Annotated in this window: 16 protein-coding genes and 1 pseudogene; 9 read left to right on the top strand and 8 right to left on the bottom strand. The window is 64.4% G+C overall.

From position 1 onward, the window contains the following. Positions 1-75: 75 nt before the first annotated feature. Positions 76-927, bottom strand: a complete 852-nt coding sequence (locus tag G6N25_RS17015) for a nucleotidyl transferase AbiEii/AbiGii toxin family protein (RefSeq protein WP_179961677.1) — start codon at positions 925-927, stop codon at positions 76-78. Continuing rightward, the gene (locus G6N25_RS17020) at positions 924-1,481 is read right to left on the bottom strand and encodes a type IV toxin-antitoxin system AbiEi family antitoxin domain-containing protein (RefSeq protein WP_083077353.1); all 558 of its coding nucleotides are present in this window, start codon (positions 1,479-1,481) and stop codon (positions 924-926) included. The genes G6N25_RS17015 and G6N25_RS17020 overlap by 4 nt, the downstream gene beginning before the upstream one ends. A 227-nt stretch (positions 1,482-1,708) precedes the next feature. On the opposite strand from G6N25_RS17020, the gene G6N25_RS17025 reads away from it, so the two are divergent. Further along, positions 1,709-1,933, top strand: a complete 225-nt coding sequence (locus G6N25_RS17025) for an antitoxin (RefSeq protein WP_083010950.1) — start codon at positions 1,709-1,711, stop codon at positions 1,931-1,933. Continuing rightward, complete coding sequence (locus G6N25_RS17030) at positions 1,930-2,349, top strand: type II toxin-antitoxin system VapC family toxin (RefSeq protein ID WP_083077343.1); 420 nt, start codon at positions 1,930-1,932, stop codon at positions 2,347-2,349. Before G6N25_RS17025 ends, G6N25_RS17030 begins: the two co-directional genes overlap by 4 nt. Positions 2,350-2,493: 144 nt before the next feature. Here G6N25_RS17030 and G6N25_RS17035 read toward each other — a convergent pair whose 3' ends face one another. Next, positions 2,494-3,150 carry an RES domain-containing protein gene (locus G6N25_RS17035; RefSeq protein WP_142272879.1) on the bottom strand — a complete coding sequence of 219 codons (657 nt, stop codon included), beginning with the start codon at positions 3,148-3,150 and terminating at the stop codon, positions 2,494-2,496. Further along, positions 3,151-3,489 carry a hypothetical protein gene (locus G6N25_RS17040; RefSeq protein WP_083077346.1) on the bottom strand — a complete coding sequence of 113 codons (339 nt, stop codon included), beginning with the start codon at positions 3,487-3,489 and terminating at the stop codon, positions 3,151-3,153. Positions 3,490-5,164: 1,675 nt separating this feature from the next. Between G6N25_RS17040 and G6N25_RS17045 the strand changes: the two genes are divergently transcribed. The 3 genes and pseudogenes from G6N25_RS17045 (at position 5,165) to G6N25_RS17055 (ending at position 8,304) form a co-directional block, all read left to right on the top strand. Beyond that, positions 5,165-6,091: a hypothetical protein gene (locus G6N25_RS17045; RefSeq protein ID WP_142272880.1), complete on the top strand. Its 927-nt coding sequence runs from the start codon at positions 5,165-5,167 to the stop codon at positions 6,089-6,091. Positions 6,092-6,193: 102 nt separating this feature from the next. Next, a pseudogene (locus G6N25_RS17050) lies at positions 6,194-7,829 on the top strand (IS1634 family transposase). 85 nt (positions 7,830-7,914) lie between these two features. After that, positions 7,915-8,304 (top strand): hypothetical protein, encoded by a 390-nt coding sequence (locus tag G6N25_RS17055; protein WP_163672474.1) that lies wholly within the window; start codon positions 7,915-7,917, stop codon positions 8,302-8,304. Positions 8,305-8,400: 96 nt separating this feature from the next. On the opposite strand, the gene G6N25_RS17060 is transcribed toward G6N25_RS17055, so the two are convergent. After that, complete coding sequence (locus G6N25_RS17060; protein WP_083077515.1) at positions 8,401-9,567, bottom strand: Zn-dependent alcohol dehydrogenase; 1,167 nt, start codon at positions 9,565-9,567, stop codon at positions 8,401-8,403. Continuing rightward, the gene (locus G6N25_RS17065; RefSeq protein ID WP_083077517.1) at positions 9,564-10,799 is read right to left on the bottom strand and encodes a cytochrome P450; all 1,236 of its coding nucleotides are present in this window, start codon (positions 10,797-10,799) and stop codon (positions 9,564-9,566) included. The genes G6N25_RS17060 and G6N25_RS17065 overlap by 4 nt, the downstream gene beginning before the upstream one ends. Before the next feature lie 101 nt (positions 10,800-10,900). Here G6N25_RS17065 and G6N25_RS17070 point away from each other — a divergent pair, with 101 nt between their 5' ends. Genes G6N25_RS17070 through G6N25_RS17085 form a run of 4 tightly spaced genes read left to right on the top strand, consistent with a single transcriptional unit; the run spans position 10,901 to position 14,383 of the window. Further along, on the top strand, positions 10,901-11,242 hold the full coding sequence (locus G6N25_RS17070; protein WP_232065825.1) for a Rieske (2Fe-2S) protein: 342 nt from the start codon (positions 10,901-10,903) through the stop codon (positions 11,240-11,242). Continuing rightward, positions 11,239-12,276 carry an amidohydrolase family protein gene (locus G6N25_RS17075; protein ID WP_083077520.1) on the top strand — a complete coding sequence of 346 codons (1,038 nt, stop codon included), beginning with the start codon at positions 11,239-11,241 and terminating at the stop codon, positions 12,274-12,276. The genes G6N25_RS17070 and G6N25_RS17075 overlap by 4 nt, the downstream gene beginning before the upstream one ends. Then, positions 12,276-13,424 (top strand): amidohydrolase family protein, encoded by a 1,149-nt coding sequence (locus tag G6N25_RS17080; protein WP_083077521.1) that lies wholly within the window; start codon positions 12,276-12,278, stop codon positions 13,422-13,424. Before G6N25_RS17075 ends, G6N25_RS17080 begins: the two co-directional genes overlap by 1 nt. Beyond that, positions 13,421-14,383 carry an alpha/beta hydrolase gene (locus G6N25_RS17085; protein WP_083077534.1) on the top strand — a complete coding sequence of 321 codons (963 nt, stop codon included), beginning with the start codon at positions 13,421-13,423 and terminating at the stop codon, positions 14,381-14,383. The genes G6N25_RS17080 and G6N25_RS17085 overlap by 4 nt, the downstream gene beginning before the upstream one ends. Positions 14,384-14,388: 5 nt before the next feature. Here the strand turns inward: G6N25_RS17085 and G6N25_RS17090 are convergent, their stop codons facing one another. Both G6N25_RS17090 and G6N25_RS17095 read right to left on the bottom strand, forming a co-directional pair. Continuing rightward, positions 14,389-15,039 (bottom strand): hypothetical protein, encoded by a 651-nt coding sequence (locus G6N25_RS17090; protein ID WP_083077523.1) that lies wholly within the window; start codon positions 15,037-15,039, stop codon positions 14,389-14,391. Beyond that, positions 15,036-15,821 (bottom strand): hypothetical protein, encoded by a 786-nt coding sequence (locus G6N25_RS17095; RefSeq protein WP_083077524.1) that lies wholly within the window; start codon positions 15,819-15,821, stop codon positions 15,036-15,038. The genes G6N25_RS17090 and G6N25_RS17095 overlap by 4 nt, the downstream gene beginning before the upstream one ends. Between the last annotated feature and the right edge of the window lie 59 nt (positions 15,822-15,880).

Consider the following 15,880-nt stretch of genomic DNA (forward strand, 5'->3'; position numbering starts at 1 on the left):
ATACGTCACCGCGTATGACGCGGCGCCCTTCGCTCTCGTCGGAGTCCCCACCCAGCAGGGCCTTTGCGCCGCTACCTATTCGGCGCCGTGGACAAAGACGGGGTCAAGGTAGGAGGCGACCAAGGTGATCTGGTCTTCGAGGTTCTCCTCGCATGCGGATTCGAGGTGCTCCTTGCGGCGCCATGCGGCCCATTTCGCTTGTGCGACTGCGCCGTAACCAGCGAGGTGTGGTGCGACGGGTTCGAGGGTGACGCCGCGGTGGCGTGCGACGGCTCGTGCCGAGCGGAGCAGTTCATCGGGGTCGATGCCGTGGCGGGCGAGTGCGACGATATCGAGGTAGTCGCGCCAGCGGGTGCTGGTGATGCCGCGTTCGAGGATGGTGATGCCCTTCTCGGCGATGGTGGTCTCGGGCGCATAGCCGAGGAGTGTGATTGGGTCGCCGATGATCCGGTCGATGGTCACTTGCCGGGGTGGCGGAACGATCGGGTCTCCGGTGGATACATCCCAGGCCGCGGCGCCCTTCCATGGACCGATCGACACGGAGACCCGCACGCGCAGGCCCGGGTAGTGGGCCTGCTCGCGGATCTCCTGCACGCTGATCGTGTCGAGGTCAAACACCACCCCGTCATCGACCTCGATTGCGGCGATATCGCGGACCACCTGGCCAAGATGTTCGGCGGTGACGTCGGCGTTGACGGCATTGGAGTCGGCGTCCTTCGTTGGGCGCCGTATCCCGTAGGCGGCCAGCAGAATTCCGCCCTTGAGGACGAAGTCGCCGCCGCGGGAGGTGCGGGTGAGCCGGTCCAGGAACGATTCGAGGGTGTGCCGAATCAGGTACTCCTGTGTCGGTGCGCCGGTCCCGCTTTTCGCCGCTGTGGAACGGGCGAGGGACTGAATCCGGCGGAACACCGTGTCGCCGGAGCTCACGCCAGCATCTCTAATGCGTGTAGGACAGGGGATTTCGCTCGTGGGAGGCGGGAGGCGATGTCGATCAGGTGGGTCGGTTTGCCGCCTCGGCGTAGCCATTCGCGCAGCGCGTCTCGTGCCAGTTCGTAGCCGACCTCGCCGCGCAGCCGGAACGCGTCGGCGATCGACCGCTCGGGCGAGTAGATCCCGATCGTCTGATCTGATCCTGGGATTGTGATCTCGTCGCGTCCGATTTCGAATGTGGCCCGGTCGAAGTGATGCCAGGCGATCGCACCGGTGCTCGCCGGTGTTCTCGTCCCGCGGGGGATCGCGACGTCCAGCGCGGCGGGGATCGTGTCGGTCAGGTCGTGATGGGCGAGTGCGGAGGTCAGGCAGATCGTGGCGTCGGGGCGCCGCGTCGCGGCCTCGATCTGGTCCCAGTCGGCGGCCGAGGCGTCTGCGGGCAGGTAGATGCCGCGGGCGATGCGGTCAAACTGGCCCGCCCGTGCGCCGCGGTAGAGCGCGCTGCGCGACAGGCCGGCCTGTGCCGTCGTGCTCGGCGTCAAGGCATCCACCGATGCCACCTCCCCTTCCGAGAATGATACGGAACGTCTACAGGCAATCGTACCTGTAGACGTTCCGTATCGGGCGGGACGAGGCCGCGGATGAGCGGCGGGCAAGACGGCGGCGGCTCACCAAGACGTCTATGACTGTTCCCCCGGCCCCAGAAAAGTATGCAGCCGCGCGGACGCGGCCCAGCGGGCTGGACTATTACCGGAAGGGCCCGCAATACTATGATGCTATGCGCACCACTCTTCAAATCGATGACGATATCCTCGAAGATGCGCGGAGCATCGCTCGTTCGGAGGGCCGGTCGGTCGGTGCGGTGATTTCCGATCTGGCGCGTCGGTCGCTTCGGCCCGTCGGGATTGTCGTGGTCGACGGGCTCCCGATGTTCGATGTGCCGCCAGATGCGCCAATCATCGCCGACGAGGACGTCGCCCGGGGGCTCGAGGAAGACGTGTGACAGCGCTGCTCGACGTCAATGTGCTTATCGCGTTGAGCTGGCGTAACCATGCTCATCACTCAGCGGCACGGGAGTGGTTCACGCGGTCTTCGTCGAATGGATGGGCTACCACGCCGATCACCGAGGTGGGTTTTGTCCGGATTTCGAGCGATCGCAGGGTGGTGCAGGTGTCGACGACTCCGGCGACTGCGCTTGCTCAGTTGGAAGCGCTGAGAGCTCTTCCGGGCCATGCGTTCTGGCCTGATGACGTGCCGTTGGTGGTTGGTGAGGGGGGTGATCGTGGTGCTGTGTCGAGCCACCGCCTTGTCACTGACTGTCATCTCATCGCGTTGGTCGCCCGGTACGGTGGCCGGCTGGTCACATTCGACGCTGCACTGGCCGATTCAGCACCCGCCGGCCTGGTCGAGGTTCTGTAGTCAGCCGGTTTGCCACCCCGGCGCATCGGGCCCCAACGTCGTCACGGTGCGCTATGTTGCCCACGTCAGATGGTGGATATGCATCGCTTCCGTCAAATCCGCGTCCTGTTCTGTAATATCCTGTGTTCCAGAATAATTCGCGATTTACGGCGGCGGTGCGGTCGATGCCGAGCGCTCGTAGATAGCCCAAAGTGTGAGTTGATCGCCATGGCGCGAATCGAATTGTATGCCCGTGGTGGGATCGCCGTTAGGAGTGCTGAGCGTGTAGATCCACGCCGACATAGCCTGTGTGAGCCGCCGGTGCTTACCATCGCGGATTGCGGCAGCATCAAGATCCTGGAGTCCGCATTCCTTTGCCATAGGTAGGAATTGCCGTCTCAGCGTCGGCAAAGTCTCGTAGTGGCCGACGAGAACGAACCAGCCAGACAGCTCCGCCGAGCAGATCGAGCGAGGCTCGCGCCAGGCCCGCGGGATCTCCCCTGGACGGATAGTGGGATACAGATCGTCGGCATCCTCCACTGCGATGTCGTCCATGTCGCGGGCAGCAACAGGATCGGCGCGAAAAACCGCGAGCACCTCCAGATAGCAGGCAAGCGCCGACGAGCCCACGTAAAGAGTCCGCCAGATGCCCGCCGGATCATCCCATCTGCCGGTGAAGCGGCCGTGCTCATCGGCGAACTCCCAGGGAGTCCAATGCCATGGATCGGGCTTGTAGCCCACCCGGTAAACCGGTAGTGCATCGACACGAGAGCCATGCACCAGCCCAAAGACGGTTCTAATTCGAACCGCGTCGGCAGGCATTCAGCCGACGGCGGAGAACTGGCGCGCCGCGGCAAGAACCAAGGCGCCGTCGGTTTCCAGATCGCCGTCGCGCAACACCCGCGCCGGCGATCGGTCATCGAGGACCGGATTGAGTCCCTGGAACCACGCTTGGGCGACTTCCTTGCGATCCCGTTCGGTGATCAGTCGCGCTGCGCGGTAGGCCAACCGAAGCCGTTCCACATCGGCAGCGTTGGCGATCTCACGGCTGCCCTCGGCCCATTGGCGTACCGCGCGGGTCTCCTTGACTTTCCCTAGGTAGGCGACGAGTTTCGACCCCAGAAGCTCTCGCAACGCGGATACCAGCTCCGGGGTCGACATGGTGACCGCTTCTCGGTATGCGATCAGATCGGGCCGTGCGGGTGTCACCGTCGTCGTAGCCGCCTAACTCCACATAGAACTTAGAACACAAACTTTTAGCGTGCTAAAACACTGAACTATCACACTCTAGATCACAGGCCAGTGTACTTCGCGGGGGCGCGCTGCGGCCACGGGTCGTCGACGGTGTTCAGTGACACTTATGCCGGTCTGGCGTCCGTGAAGAGGCCGTATAGGGCGTCGTATGTCGAGAATTTTCGACGCCGCGCACGACAGCCGGGCAGTCGCCGTTGGCGGTGATAAACGAAGGTAAGACCACCACAGCGTCGGCCGTCGCATCACCCTCATACGTCAGGTCTAGTGCCTCGGAAGGCCTGTCGGCGCACCGGTTTCGCTTTGGTGCATGGCTGACGTCACTGGGCAAGTGTCTTGACGAATGCTTTGGGGACGCGGTGTTCGCATAGTCCTTGAGCACCTGCAGTTGGTAGACGAGGTGTCCGACGAGGCAATCTTGCTCAGCCGGCCGGGCGTGGAGCGGGAGCCCGGTGTGGAGTCGAGGTCAGGCAGGCCGGCAAGCTGGATGTACTCGTGAAGAACGTGGGCCCGTGGCGTTTTCGACAGGCTGTGGGTGATCGCTTCAGAAATATGCGGCTTCGCAACCATCGCGAGGTTGAAAATTACCTGTTAGTATGCGGTTGCTTTGCTTTATAGCAAACTATGTCTGCCGCTAGAATAGTTAAATACGATATTACCGATCGGTAGTGCACTGGGCCGCATTCGCTCCCGCACCTACGATAGCTATTACCACAGCAATCCAATTATTCGCCAGGACATACAGGGGCTCCTCTGGTATTTGCTGAGAGATAGCGTTTCGCCGCCGACACCGACGCGGTCAGACGGCGCTCGTCGACGACACACTGCGCTCTGTCGCGGCCGGCAACGCACGAGGACCTCGCGAGGCACCTCAATCTCCGGTCCACGTGATCTGCGACAGCCAGGTGTCCGCCACCGATGAAAACCCCTCCCATGCCCACCGGTGTTTCCGAGGCGGCCGACCCACCCGGCGAATCCTTCCGCCGTGATCGCCGGGCCACCTGCGTACGGATCGGCTATAGGTTCACCCCAAGGTAGGTGGGTGTGGTGTGCCCGGCATTGTCCTGGGTGAGCGCTTGTGGATCGACGGCGTGATCGGATTGGCTTGTGCCACAAGCACACCGGCGCCGTCCGATCCTGGTGTGCGCTGACTCTGGTTGTCGCTGGCTCTACCGACGGTGATCTCCTCGTCTCGTGGCGGTACGGGCAAGCCGCACGACTGTTTTCGCCGCCCGCTCGCGTCATTCAGCTCGGGTGCTGCTCGGTGAAATCCACCGACACGTTGAGGGGCGTGAACCGGCTGGCTGTGAGTGAATCGAGATGCTCACCTCATGGCTTTGTTGGCGCCCGGCAGCGATGCTGTGTCACGCTCTTGCTGACTAATTCAGGTTCCGCCCATAAATGATTTTAGCAGGCCACCAATGTGCTCTAAATCAGCGATGGCTTTCAATGCACTTCACACGGGTTTTGCTGCATGGGTATATCACCACAGTTAATTTTTCATTTTATTGCCGTAATTCATCCAACGTATTTCACGAGTACGTTTAACACGCCATTATTCAGAAATCATACAAAGGAGATGGTCGTGGATCTCGCAGCCCGCCCCCACATCACCGCTGGAGTCATCCTAGCCAGCGCCGCCGTCCTCGCCGCCGGTCCCATAGCCCAGCACCTACCCGAGCTTCACCTGACCCAACCGTTCTCTCGGGTGAGCATTTCCAACATCCAGCTCACTGACGCCAGCAGCAGCGTGATAGATCTGTTCTCCGGCGTCGAAAACGAACTAGCATCCATCGCCAGCGGAGCAGCCGCGGCCGCAGTGCCCGCGGCTGCCCTCGCTGACTTCATCAACCCCGCCGCACTACCTCTTCCACTCGCGACCTGGGTTAACACTTTCCAGAACGCGGCCATCAACCTGCAGACGATTTACAACACCTGGAGCAAAATTCCCTTCCCAGTCGCGCAGCAGGTCGTCGCCAACTGGGCCTCATACGGCGACTTGTACGTCTCAACATGGCAAGCCGCCGCGAAGGCCGCCGTCGCTCTGTACACCGGAACCGGCACTACCAATGTCTGGCCTACCCTGAACTCGGCGTTCAACAGCTTCGCCTCAGGCAACATCACACAAGCGGTCCAAAGCTTGTCCAATGCCTTTTACTTCAATCCAGTTGTCGGCATCGGGCTGCCTATGGAAAGTATGTTGAAGATACCCGCCTACTTCACGCAGAATCTGGCGAACGCAACCAACTATGCGATCACCGGCATAACCGATATTGGTTTGGTTGGGCTCGACACAATTCCAAGACAGGTTGCGACGGCGCTCGGACAAAGTCTTCAGGCTGCATCCTCCGCGTGGGCGGCCGGGGACCCGGTGGGGGCGATCAGCAACCTGCTCAATACCCCGGGTGCGGTGGTCAATACCTTCCTCAACGGCCCTACTGGGAACACGGGCTTGCTCGGCACCTTCCTCGACCGAACCGTGTTGACGACTATCGCCCCGGGTCTGGCCTGAGTTTGGACACCCTCGGCGATTCTGACGTGGCGTAGTTCTCTGACCTGCTGTTTCTGTCGCGCGGGTGGGTGTTTTGGGGTACTAACCGGGTAGGTTCGTGCGGTGGCGTACGTGCGGAAGGTGCGCACTGCCTCGGGTGCGGTGGCGGTGCAGGTAGCGCGCAAGGACCAGGGCAAGGTGGTGATCCTGGCGCATCTGGGCTCGGCGCATACCGATGCTGAGCTGGGCATTCTGCTCGATGTGGCCCACCAGGTGGTGCTTGACGGTCAGGCCGCTCTTGACTTTGAGGTCGGTGCTCGCGCTCAGTCGATGGCTCGGGTGGCCGACTTCCGGGAGCGCGCGTTGCTCGTTGCGCCGGTCCGGCCCAGCAACCCAGCAGCGGTGGTGGCACCGGGGCGCACGCTGGGCACCAGTTCACGACTGCTCTATGACGTGCTGGCCCACGTGTATGACTGGCTCGGTTTCGGCGAGGTCGGCGATGAAGTGTTGCGGGACCTGGTGATCGCCCGGATCGTGGAGCCGACCAGCAAGATCGACGCGCTGCGAGTGCTGGCCGACCTCGGAGCAACACTGGTGTCGTACAAGACGATCGACCGCCACGTCCGCAGCCTCCATGCCGGCCCGGCCCGGATGTGCTCGCCGCGAAATGCTTTGCGCATTCCCGTGATTGCGGCGGTCTGTCACTGCTGCTCTATGACGTCACGACCTTGCATTGGGAAGCCGAGAAAGAAGACACGCTGCGCCGGGTTGGCTATAGCAAGGACCGCAAGGTCGACCCTCAGATCGTCGTCGGACTGCTGGTGGACCGCACCGGGATGCCTTTGGAGATCGGCTGTTTCGAGGGCAACACCGCCGAGACGACCACCATCGTGCCGATCATCCGCGGATTCGTCGAACGCCACCAACTGCAAGGGACGCCGATGGTGGTGGCCGCTGATGCCGGGATGCTCTCAGCGGCCAACCTCAAAGCCCTCGATGAGTTGGAGTTGTCGTTCATCGTCGGCTCCCGAATGACCAAGGCGCCTGGGGATCTGGAGTCCCATTTCCATTGGAACGGCGATGTTTTCACCGACGGGCAGATCATCGACACCGTCACACCCCGGCACGGAAACAGCACCGTCAACGACTGCAACAAACGTGCTGAGCCGGTCTGGGACCCCGAAGCCCACCCGGGCGCCTGGCGGGCGGTCTGGGCGTACTCGGCCAAACGGGCCCGCCGCGACCAGAAAACCCTGGCCGCCCAAGAAACCGCGCGCGAGCCATCGTCGACGGCTCCAAGCAGGCCAAGACCGCCCGGTTCGTGAAGGTCCGCGGCGATGACCGGGCCATCGACGAGGCCAGCTTGGCCCGTGCCCAATCGCTGGTGGGCTTGAAGGGGTATGTGACCAATGTGCCGGTCACCGTGATGACGGCCAGCGAAATCATCGCGAAATACCACGACCTGTGGCACGTGGAGAAGTCGTTTCGGATGTCCAAGAGCGACCTGCAGGCGCGGCCGATGTTCAACCGGGTGCGTGACGCGATCGAAGCGCACCTGACCGTCGTGTTCGCCGCCCTGGCCGTCTCTCACGTCATCCAGTCGCGCACCGGCATATCCATCGCCAAAGCCGTCAAGGCGCTGCGACCGCTGCGCAGCGCCACCATCAACATCAACGGCGCCACCCAGACTTTCCCACCGGACATCCCCGACCCCGAGCGCAGGATCCTCACCGACCTCGGCTTCAAACCCGGGTACTAAGCCAAATGTCCAAACTCAGGAGGTTGCGACGGCGCTCGGACAAAGTCTTCAGGCTGCATCCTCCGCGTGGGCGGCCGGGGACCCGGTGGGGGCGATCAGCAACCTGCTCAATACCCCGGGTGCGGTGGTCAATACCTTCCTCAACGGCCCTACTGGGAACACGGGCTTGCTCGGCACCTTCCTCGACCGAACCGTGTTGACGACTATCGCCCCGGGTCTGGCGAAGAACTTGGTGGCTCCCAATGCGGTGAACATCGCGACTGGTGGAAGTCTTCAGGGCGCTCTGCAGGGGTTTGTGACCCAGTTGACCAATGGCTGGCCATCCTTGAGCACCGCCGTCAGCGGCATCAGCACGGGATTGACCACGCTGCTGCAAAACGTTTCATCGCAAATGCCGTCGCTATTGGCCAGCTTCGGTGCAACCTTCGCGACCAACATCGGGCTGTTGATCTCCAACCTGCTCAAGTTGCTTTGAGACCGGTGTGGTCGCCGATGCGAGCCGGTGACCACCGAACGGCGATTGGCCCCCTTTTCAACGAAGGGGGCCAATTCGCTTTCGTTGGTGCGCTTCTCAGCCGAGCGGTTCGAGACCGAAGTCGATGATGCCTCTGATGATGTTGCCGTTGAGCAGATCATCGTAGGCGTTGTTGATGTCGTCGAGACGGTAGCGTTTGGTGATCATCTCGTCGAGCTGGAGTTGTCCGGTGTGGTAGAGCCTGGCCAGTCGGGCGATGTCGGCTTTGGGATTGCATGAGCCGAAGATGGTGCCGGCCAGGGTTTTGTTCGTAAGGATGAAGTCCTGCAGGTCGAGGTTGACCGAGTGGGTCAGCTGTGAGGTCATGCCGGTCAGCACGCAGGTTCCGCCCTTGCGGGTGAGCTTGACCGCGTCGCGGACGTCGTCGGCGGTGATCAGGGAAGGGGAGACCACCACGGCATCGGCCATGACGCCGTAGGTCAACTCTCGCACCAGGTCCAGAGCCTCGGCGACCGTGGCGGCGCTGTGCGTCGCGCCGAACTGCAGCGCCGATTTCTGTTTGAAGTCCACCGGGTCGACGGCGACGATCTGCGCGGCGCCGTTGATCCGGGCTCCCTGGATCGCGCCGGTGCCGATCCCACCGACGCCGATCACGACGACGGTGTCGCCGGCGCGCATGTTGGAGCGGTTGGCGACGGAACCGTAGCCGGTCGGGATGGCGCACGACAGCAGCGCACTCGGCGCCAGCGGCAGGTGCGGCTCGATCTTCACCAGCGAATTCGTCGACACCACAGTGTGTTCGGCGAAGGCGCCGACCTTGGCGATGTGGCCCAGGTTCCGGCCGTCGGCGGTGTGGTGGCGAAACGTGCCGTCGGTGGGCATTCCAGGGATCATGGTGCCGATGCCGACGTCGCAGAGGTACTCGATTCCGCTTGCACACCACCGGCATTGGCCGCACACGGCGACAAAAGACATCACCACGTGGTCGCCCGGCGCGAAATCGGTGACCCCGGGACCGATTTCGCGCACGATGCCCGAACCCTCATGCCCGCCGATGGTGGGGAACATGGTGGGCAGCCCGAGGGATCGCATCACCTCGTTGGGCGCCGCCATATCACCCTTGAGGATGTGATCGTCGGAGTGGCACAACCCGGCGGCGGCCAGCTGCACCAGGACCTCCCCGGCGCGGGGCGCGTCCAGCTCGAATTCCTCGACCGACCACGGCCCGCCGACGTCGTGCAGGATCGCCGCGTGGCTCCTCATGCGACCGGGTCGAACACGACGGGAAGTTTGTTGGGCGACCGGAACGTGAGCCCGACGATCTTGGACTCGACACCGGTTCCGTCGTCGGGAACAAACGCCAGATTCTTCAGGCGATCCAACAGGCTGTTCAACATGACCCGGGTTTCCAGCCGCGCCAAGTGCATTCCGAGGCACATGTGAATGCCGCCCGCGAACGCGATGTGCGCCTGGCGCGGGCGGCCGATGTCAAAGGTGTCGGGGTCGGTCCAGCGGGTCTCGTCGCGGTTGGCCGAGCCCATGCACATGTCGATCTGCGCGTCGGGCGGGATTGTCTTGCCGCCTATTTTGACCTCCTCGGTGGTGGTCCGCATGACCATGGTGAGTGGGGTCTCGACGCGAAGGCCCTCTTCGATGGCGGCGGGGATCAGGGACCGGTCCCGCCGGATCATCGCCAGCTGCTCGGGGTGCGTCAACAGCAGGTACAACAGGTTGCCCGACGAGCGGTAGGTGGTCTCCAGCCCGGCGGGCAGCAGCAGGCGCAGGAAGGCGATGATGGCCTCGTCGGTGAGCTTTTCGCCGTCGATCTCGGCGGCGACCAGGTCGCCGATGATGTCGTCGGTGAGTTTGCGGCGCCGCTGCTCGACCTGCTCGAGGAAGTAGCCGTGCAACTCGGTGGCCGCGTTCAGCCCCGCCATGATGTCGGTCGGAATCGAGATGAGGTCCAGCGACAGCCGCCGGAACAGGTCGAGATCCTCGGCGGGGAGCCCGAGCAGCACCGAGATGATCCGGGTCGGAAACTCGAACGTCAGCGCCTTCACCAGGTCGGCGTGGCCGTCGTTCTTGATTTCGTCGATCAGCCGATCGCAGACCGGCCCGATGACCGACGGCTCCCAGCGTTCCAGCGCGGTGGCCCGGAACGCCTTGGCCACCAGGCTGCGGTGGTCGTGGTGTTCCTTGCCGCCCATCGCCAGGATGGTGTGGCCCATGACCAAACCGATCGTCTTGTCGTAGGCGGCCGACGTGAAGATCCGGTCGTCCCGGAAACCCTGGAACACACCGTCATAACCGAACAGCACCCACTCGTCGTTCGGCCGCAGCTCCTCCGGCATCTGATCGTGGTCCATGAGGGCGCCATGCCAGACCGGATCGGTGCGCCTCATGTACTCGAAGAACGGATACGGGCTGGTCTCACCGGTGGTGTCGAGGGTGACGGGCTGGCCTTTGACATCGAGACGGTTGGTGCTGAGCGTCATCAGCGCTCCTCCTGAGGTTGAATGTCGCTATCATAATATAAATAGCAACGAAGCCGAGCTCGCGCGGAGGCGGTGATCCTCAGGTGCCCCAACGTCGATTCGTGTGCTCCCTCGACGAGCTGCCGCCGGGCGAGATGAAGCTGGTCGACGTGGGTAAGTTCGGTGTGGGTGTGTACAACGTGCGCGGCGAGCTGTACGCGATCGTGAACTATTGCTCGCATGAGGGCGCCCCGCTGTGCCTCGGCCTCATCGGCGGCACCAACGAACCGGCACCGGACGAGCCGGGCGGGCTGCGCCGGGCGCGTGACGGGCAGATCGTCCGTTGCCCTTGGCACAATTGGGAATTCGACGTCACCACGGGTCAAAACGTCGCCGACCCGACGCGCCGCGTCCGCACCTACCACGTCGATGTCACCGACGGGGAGGTGTATTTAACGGCATGATCATCGACACGAATGTCCAACCGCACTTCCGCTACAACGCCGAGATCCGCCGCTACCTCCCGGAAGCCCACAAACTGCGGTCGATCCCCGACGTCGAGCAGCAGTGGTATCAGGCGCCCGGCGGCGACTACCGGCAAGACCTCTACGGCGAGCACTACCCGGGGTCGGACCCCGAGACCGTCGGCCGGCACCTGTTCGACGACATGGGGGTCACGTACGCCATCCTGAACCCGCTGACCCGCGGCAACATCGCCGATTACCTACTCAACAGCCGGATCTGCGCCGCGGTCAACGACTGGCTGCTCGACCGCTGGCTGGAGCCCGACACCGCCGATCGGTTCCGGGGCACCATCCGCGTCAACCCCGAAGACCCCAAGGGCGCCGTCGCCGAGAGCGAACGCCTCGCCGGCCACCCGAAGCTGGTGCAGGTCGGGGTTCCGATGCAGTCACGCGAGCCCTACGGCAAGCCGATGTTCGAGCCCATCTGGGAGGCCGCCGCCGCCCACGGGCTGCCGGTCGCGGTGCACATCAACGGCGGCAACGGCGTCGATCATCCGCCCACCTTCGCCGGGCACGCGCACACCTACCCGGGGTACGCGGCGTTCATGCCGCTGAACTACTTCGTGCACCTGGCCGCGCTCATCGTCGAGGGCGTGTTCGGCCGGCATCCCGGCCTGAAGTTCGTGTTCGCCGACGGCGGCTACGACATCCTCACCCCGCTCATGTGGCGGCTGGACACGTTCTGGCTGTCGATGCGCGACCAGACGCCGTGGGTCGACCGCTATCCCAGCGAGTACCTGCCCGGTCACGTCCGGTTCTGCTCCTCGGTGTTCGACGGGCCGATGGAGGCCGAAAAGACGCGGCGTTGGATGGACTTCTCGGACAAGGCCGGCCTGCTGATGTACGGGTCGAGCTACCCGCACTGGTCCACGTCGCCGCCCGAGGCCATCGCCGACGGCCTCGACGACGCACAACGAGCAAAGATCTTATGGCAGAACGCCAGTGAGCTGTACGGACTCAAGGAGCGCGTCTGATGACCACCATCGAACGAGCCGAAGCGCAGACCGGACAAGACATAGCGGTCACCATCGTCGACACCGACGTGCACCCGCTGCCCGTCTCGGCCGACGTCCTGAAGTCCTACGCGCCCGCCGACTGGGTGGACAAGATCTGGCCCACCGGAAACGCCGCCACCCCCGTTCCGCATTTCTACGACACCCCGGACTCGTACAAGACGATGTCGCTGCGCCTCGACGCCGCCCCGCCCGATGGTGGATTTGCCGGCAGCGACCCGGATTTCGCGGCCAAGCAGTTGCTTCTCGACGCCGGCGTCAGCATCGCGACGTTGGAGCCGATGTGCGACGCCCAGCTGCCGCAGGCCGAGCACGTGCTCAAGTCGAGCTACAACGACTGGCTGGCCGACGTCTGGCTCGACCGGCACAACTGGCACGGGCGCTGGCGCGGGTCGATCAGCGTGAGCGCGCAGACGCCCGAGCTGGCGGCGCGCGAGGTCGAACGCTGGGCGGGGCACCCGTACATGGCGCAGGTGCTGATGACGCCGCAGACCCGCGGAATCCCTTTCGGCAACCCGCATTTCGATCCGCTGTACGAGGCAGCGTCGCGCAATGGGTTGCCGGTGGCCACGCACCTGATGGGACAGACGCCGTTCGAGCTGATCCCGCTGTACCCGGTCGGCAACCCGGCGCACTGGCACGACTTCTTCGCGTCCTGGCCGCTGCTGTACGTCTCGCACCTGATGAGCCTGGTGTTCGACGGCGCGTTCGACCGCCATCCGGATCTGCGGGTGGTCTTCGTCGAGGGCGGCTTCACGTGGGCGATGCCGGTGATGTCGCGGATGGACCGGATCTGGGAGGCCCGCCGCGGCGACCTGCCGCACGTGCGTCGCCGCCCGTCGGAGTATGTGCGCGAACACGTCCGGTTCACCACCCAGCCGCTCGAAGACGCCGACACCGTGGCCTTCCGCGAGTACCTCGAGATGATGGACCTCGGCGACAATCTCATGTTCTCGACGGACTACCCGCACTGGAGCTACGACTCGCCGACCTACGCGATCAACCGGTTCCCCGCCGACCAGCGCGAGCGGATCATGCGCGGTAACGCGACGGCGCTGTACGGGCTGCCGGCGACGGTCAAGGCGCTTCCCGGAGAATGGCGGGCATGACGCAAACCAACACGGCCCGGCCGCAAGGCCTTGCCCGCCTCGACCCGGTGCTGCGGGACGCCGCGATCGAGCTGGGGATAGTCGAATTCCGCGCCGAGACGCTGCCCGCCGAGCGCGAACACGCCAACCTGCGGGCCGCCGAGCGGGCCGCGGCGGTCGACACCGACGGTGGTGTCGCCGTGGAATCGCGATCCATCGTCGGCCCGGACGGTCGGCCGCTGGGACTTCGCCTGTATCGGGGTCGCACGGGATCCCCGGCGCCCCTGGTGATCTACGCGCACGGCCGCGGCTTCGTGACCGGGAACCTGGACACCGATCACGCCCAGTGTGTGGAGCTGGCGGGGGAGGCCGGCTGTCTGGTGGTGTCGGTCGACTACCGGCTCGCGCCGGAACATCCATGTCCGGCGGCGCTGGACGACGTCGAGGCGGCCTTGCGCCACGCCGTCGACAATTGCGCCGACCTGGACGCGGACGCCGGCCGCATCGCGGTGATGGGCCGGGACGCGGGTGCGGCACTGGTCGCGGGCCTGACCCAGCGCATGTTCGACGAGGAGGGTCCGCAGGTCCTGGTGCAGATCCTGCATCAGCCGATGCTGGATTCCGACGCGACGCCGTCGCGACGCGAGTTTCAGCGCACGCCGGGCCTCAACGGTCCCGCTGTGAGCCGGGCGTGGAGCCACTACCTCGGCCACGCCGCCGCGAACGGTCAACACGTTCCGGCGCACCGCGCGAACCTGGAGGGGCTGCCGCCCACCTTCATCAGCTGCTCCGAAATCGATCCCTGCCGCGACGAAGCCATCGACTACGCCAACCGGCTCCTGCACGCCTACGTCCACACCGAATTGCACGTTATCGCAGCGACATTCAACGGTTTCGACACGTTGGTTCCGGATTGGGTTGTCTCCCAAGAGAACCGGGCCCTGCACGCGCAGACGCTCCGCCGCGTGTTCGCCATGTAGCGGGTCTAGACGGGGGTGAACTGGGTGATCAGCCAGGTGCCGTTGACCCGCGTCATGTGCACCAGCACGCTGCTGACCGCCAGGGACGGTTGGGCACTGTCCTTGGTGGTGGTGACCTGATCGACGAACACCAGAACGACGGCCGAATCGGGGTGCAGCTCCGTCGCCGCGGCGCCCGTCACCTTGGCCGTGGTTTTCATCGACTTCTGTTTGGCCATCGGGGCCACACTCTGCTGGGAGAAGTTGTCGTAGTAGGACAGGAAATCCCCGCCCAGGTGTGACCGGGCGGCGGCGAAGTCTTTGTCCAACGAGTCATACGAATAGGACAGCAACGCCGCCGTCCCGTCGGACGCGGCGCCGACCACCGCCTGGCCGACGCCCGCGTCGGTCTGTTGGTCGGGCCGGTACTGCTTGAAGTACAGCCACGTGGCCACGCCGCCGGAGATCAACAGGAGCAAAATCGCAGCCACGGGAAGGATTTTGCGCAGCCTGGGCGGCAGGACGCGTCGCGGGCGTTCGGGCGGCGCGGGGGCCTCCGCCTCCGCCTCGTCCTCCGCCTCGGCGGTGTCCGAGTCGTCGACCTCGGACGTGGCTTCTGGTGCGTCCGAATCGGTCTCGGCCGCAACAGCGGTTGTGTCGCGCACTTCGTCGGTCACGGTACGTACTCAACTTTCGACATCTTGTACTGCCCGCCGGCTTCCGCAACGGTCACCCTGAGCCGCCATATTCGCGGCGGTTCGTCCTTCCCGGGTGGGGAATTGGTGATCTGCGAGGTCGCCGAGACCAGTACCACCGCGGAGTCTCCGTTCATGGATTCGAGGGCGGCGGCGTTCACCGTTCCTTCGGTGACCGCTTTCGACTGCGTAACCACCGATATGAAGTCGTTGGCCCGCTGTTGGAAGTCGTCTTTGAATTGGCCGGTGGAGTTGTCGATCACGCGCTGGACGTCTTCCTTGGCTTTGTTGAAGTCGAGGGAGATCAGATTGAGGGTGCCCTGTTTGGCCCCGGCAACGAACGCCGCTTCCCGCTGTCGGTGCTTGGTGGTGTCACGGTGCTGCAGCGCCATGTATGCGCTGACACCGACAAAAACACAGCTGAGCGCGATCGCGACCACCACGGCGATCGCCGGCACCCAGCGTCGCCATCCGGCCCGCTCCGCGACGGGTTCCTCGTAATACTCGGCGGCCGATTCGTCGTAGTCCTCGTCGTAATAGTCCTCGCCGTCCTCGCCTTCTTCGGCGTCTTGGGCGCCTTCGGCGCCTTCGTCGGCGTAATACTCGGCCGGGTCGGGCAGGCCGAGGGCTTCGCGTCGCGCCCGGGCGGCGCGGGCGCGGGCCTGCGCTGCGGCGGCCACCGCCTCGGCCGCGGCGGCTTCCGCCTCGGCTTCTTCGAGCAACGCCCTGGCGTCGGCCTCCGACGGTTCGTTCGTCTCAGCCATCGCGTCTACCGCTCGTCACCATCATTATCGACTGCACTCCGGTATCTCTTACCGTATCG

Origin of the sequence: Mycobacterium heidelbergense (genome assembly GCF_010730745.1) — a bacterium.
Taxonomy (GTDB): Bacteria; Actinomycetota; Actinomycetes; order Mycobacteriales; family Mycobacteriaceae; genus Mycobacterium; species Mycobacterium heidelbergense.

What these genes read in the sequence shown, in the direction of transcription:
- G6N25_RS17060 (WP_083077515.1), bottom strand. Translation starts at nt 9,567, where the DNA reads ATGAGGAGCCACGCGGCGATCCTGCACGACGTCGGCGGGCCGTGGTCG.
- G6N25_RS17035 (WP_142272879.1), bottom strand. Translation starts at nt 3,150, where the DNA reads ATGCCTGCCGACGCGGTTCGAATTAGAACCGTCTTTGGGCTGGTGCAT.
- G6N25_RS17080 (WP_083077521.1), top strand. Translation starts at nt 12,276, where the DNA reads ATGACCACCATCGAACGAGCCGAAGCGCAGACCGGACAAGACATAGCG.
- G6N25_RS17085 (WP_083077534.1), top strand. Translation starts at nt 13,421, where the DNA reads ATGACGCAAACCAACACGGCCCGGCCGCAAGGCCTTGCCCGCCTCGAC.
- G6N25_RS17040 (WP_083077346.1), bottom strand. Translation starts at nt 3,489, where the DNA reads ATGTCGACCCCGGAGCTGGTATCCGCGTTGCGAGAGCTTCTGGGGTCG.
- G6N25_RS17065 (WP_083077517.1), bottom strand. Translation starts at nt 10,799, where the DNA reads ATGACGCTCAGCACCAACCGTCTCGATGTCAAAGGCCAGCCCGTCACC.
- G6N25_RS17095 (WP_083077524.1), bottom strand. Translation starts at nt 15,821, where the DNA reads ATGGCTGAGACGAACGAACCGTCGGAGGCCGACGCCAGGGCGTTGCTC.
- G6N25_RS17025 (WP_083010950.1), top strand. Translation starts at nt 1,709, where the DNA reads ATGCGCACCACTCTTCAAATCGATGACGATATCCTCGAAGATGCGCGG.
- G6N25_RS17075 (WP_083077520.1), top strand. Translation starts at nt 11,239, where the DNA reads ATGATCATCGACACGAATGTCCAACCGCACTTCCGCTACAACGCCGAG.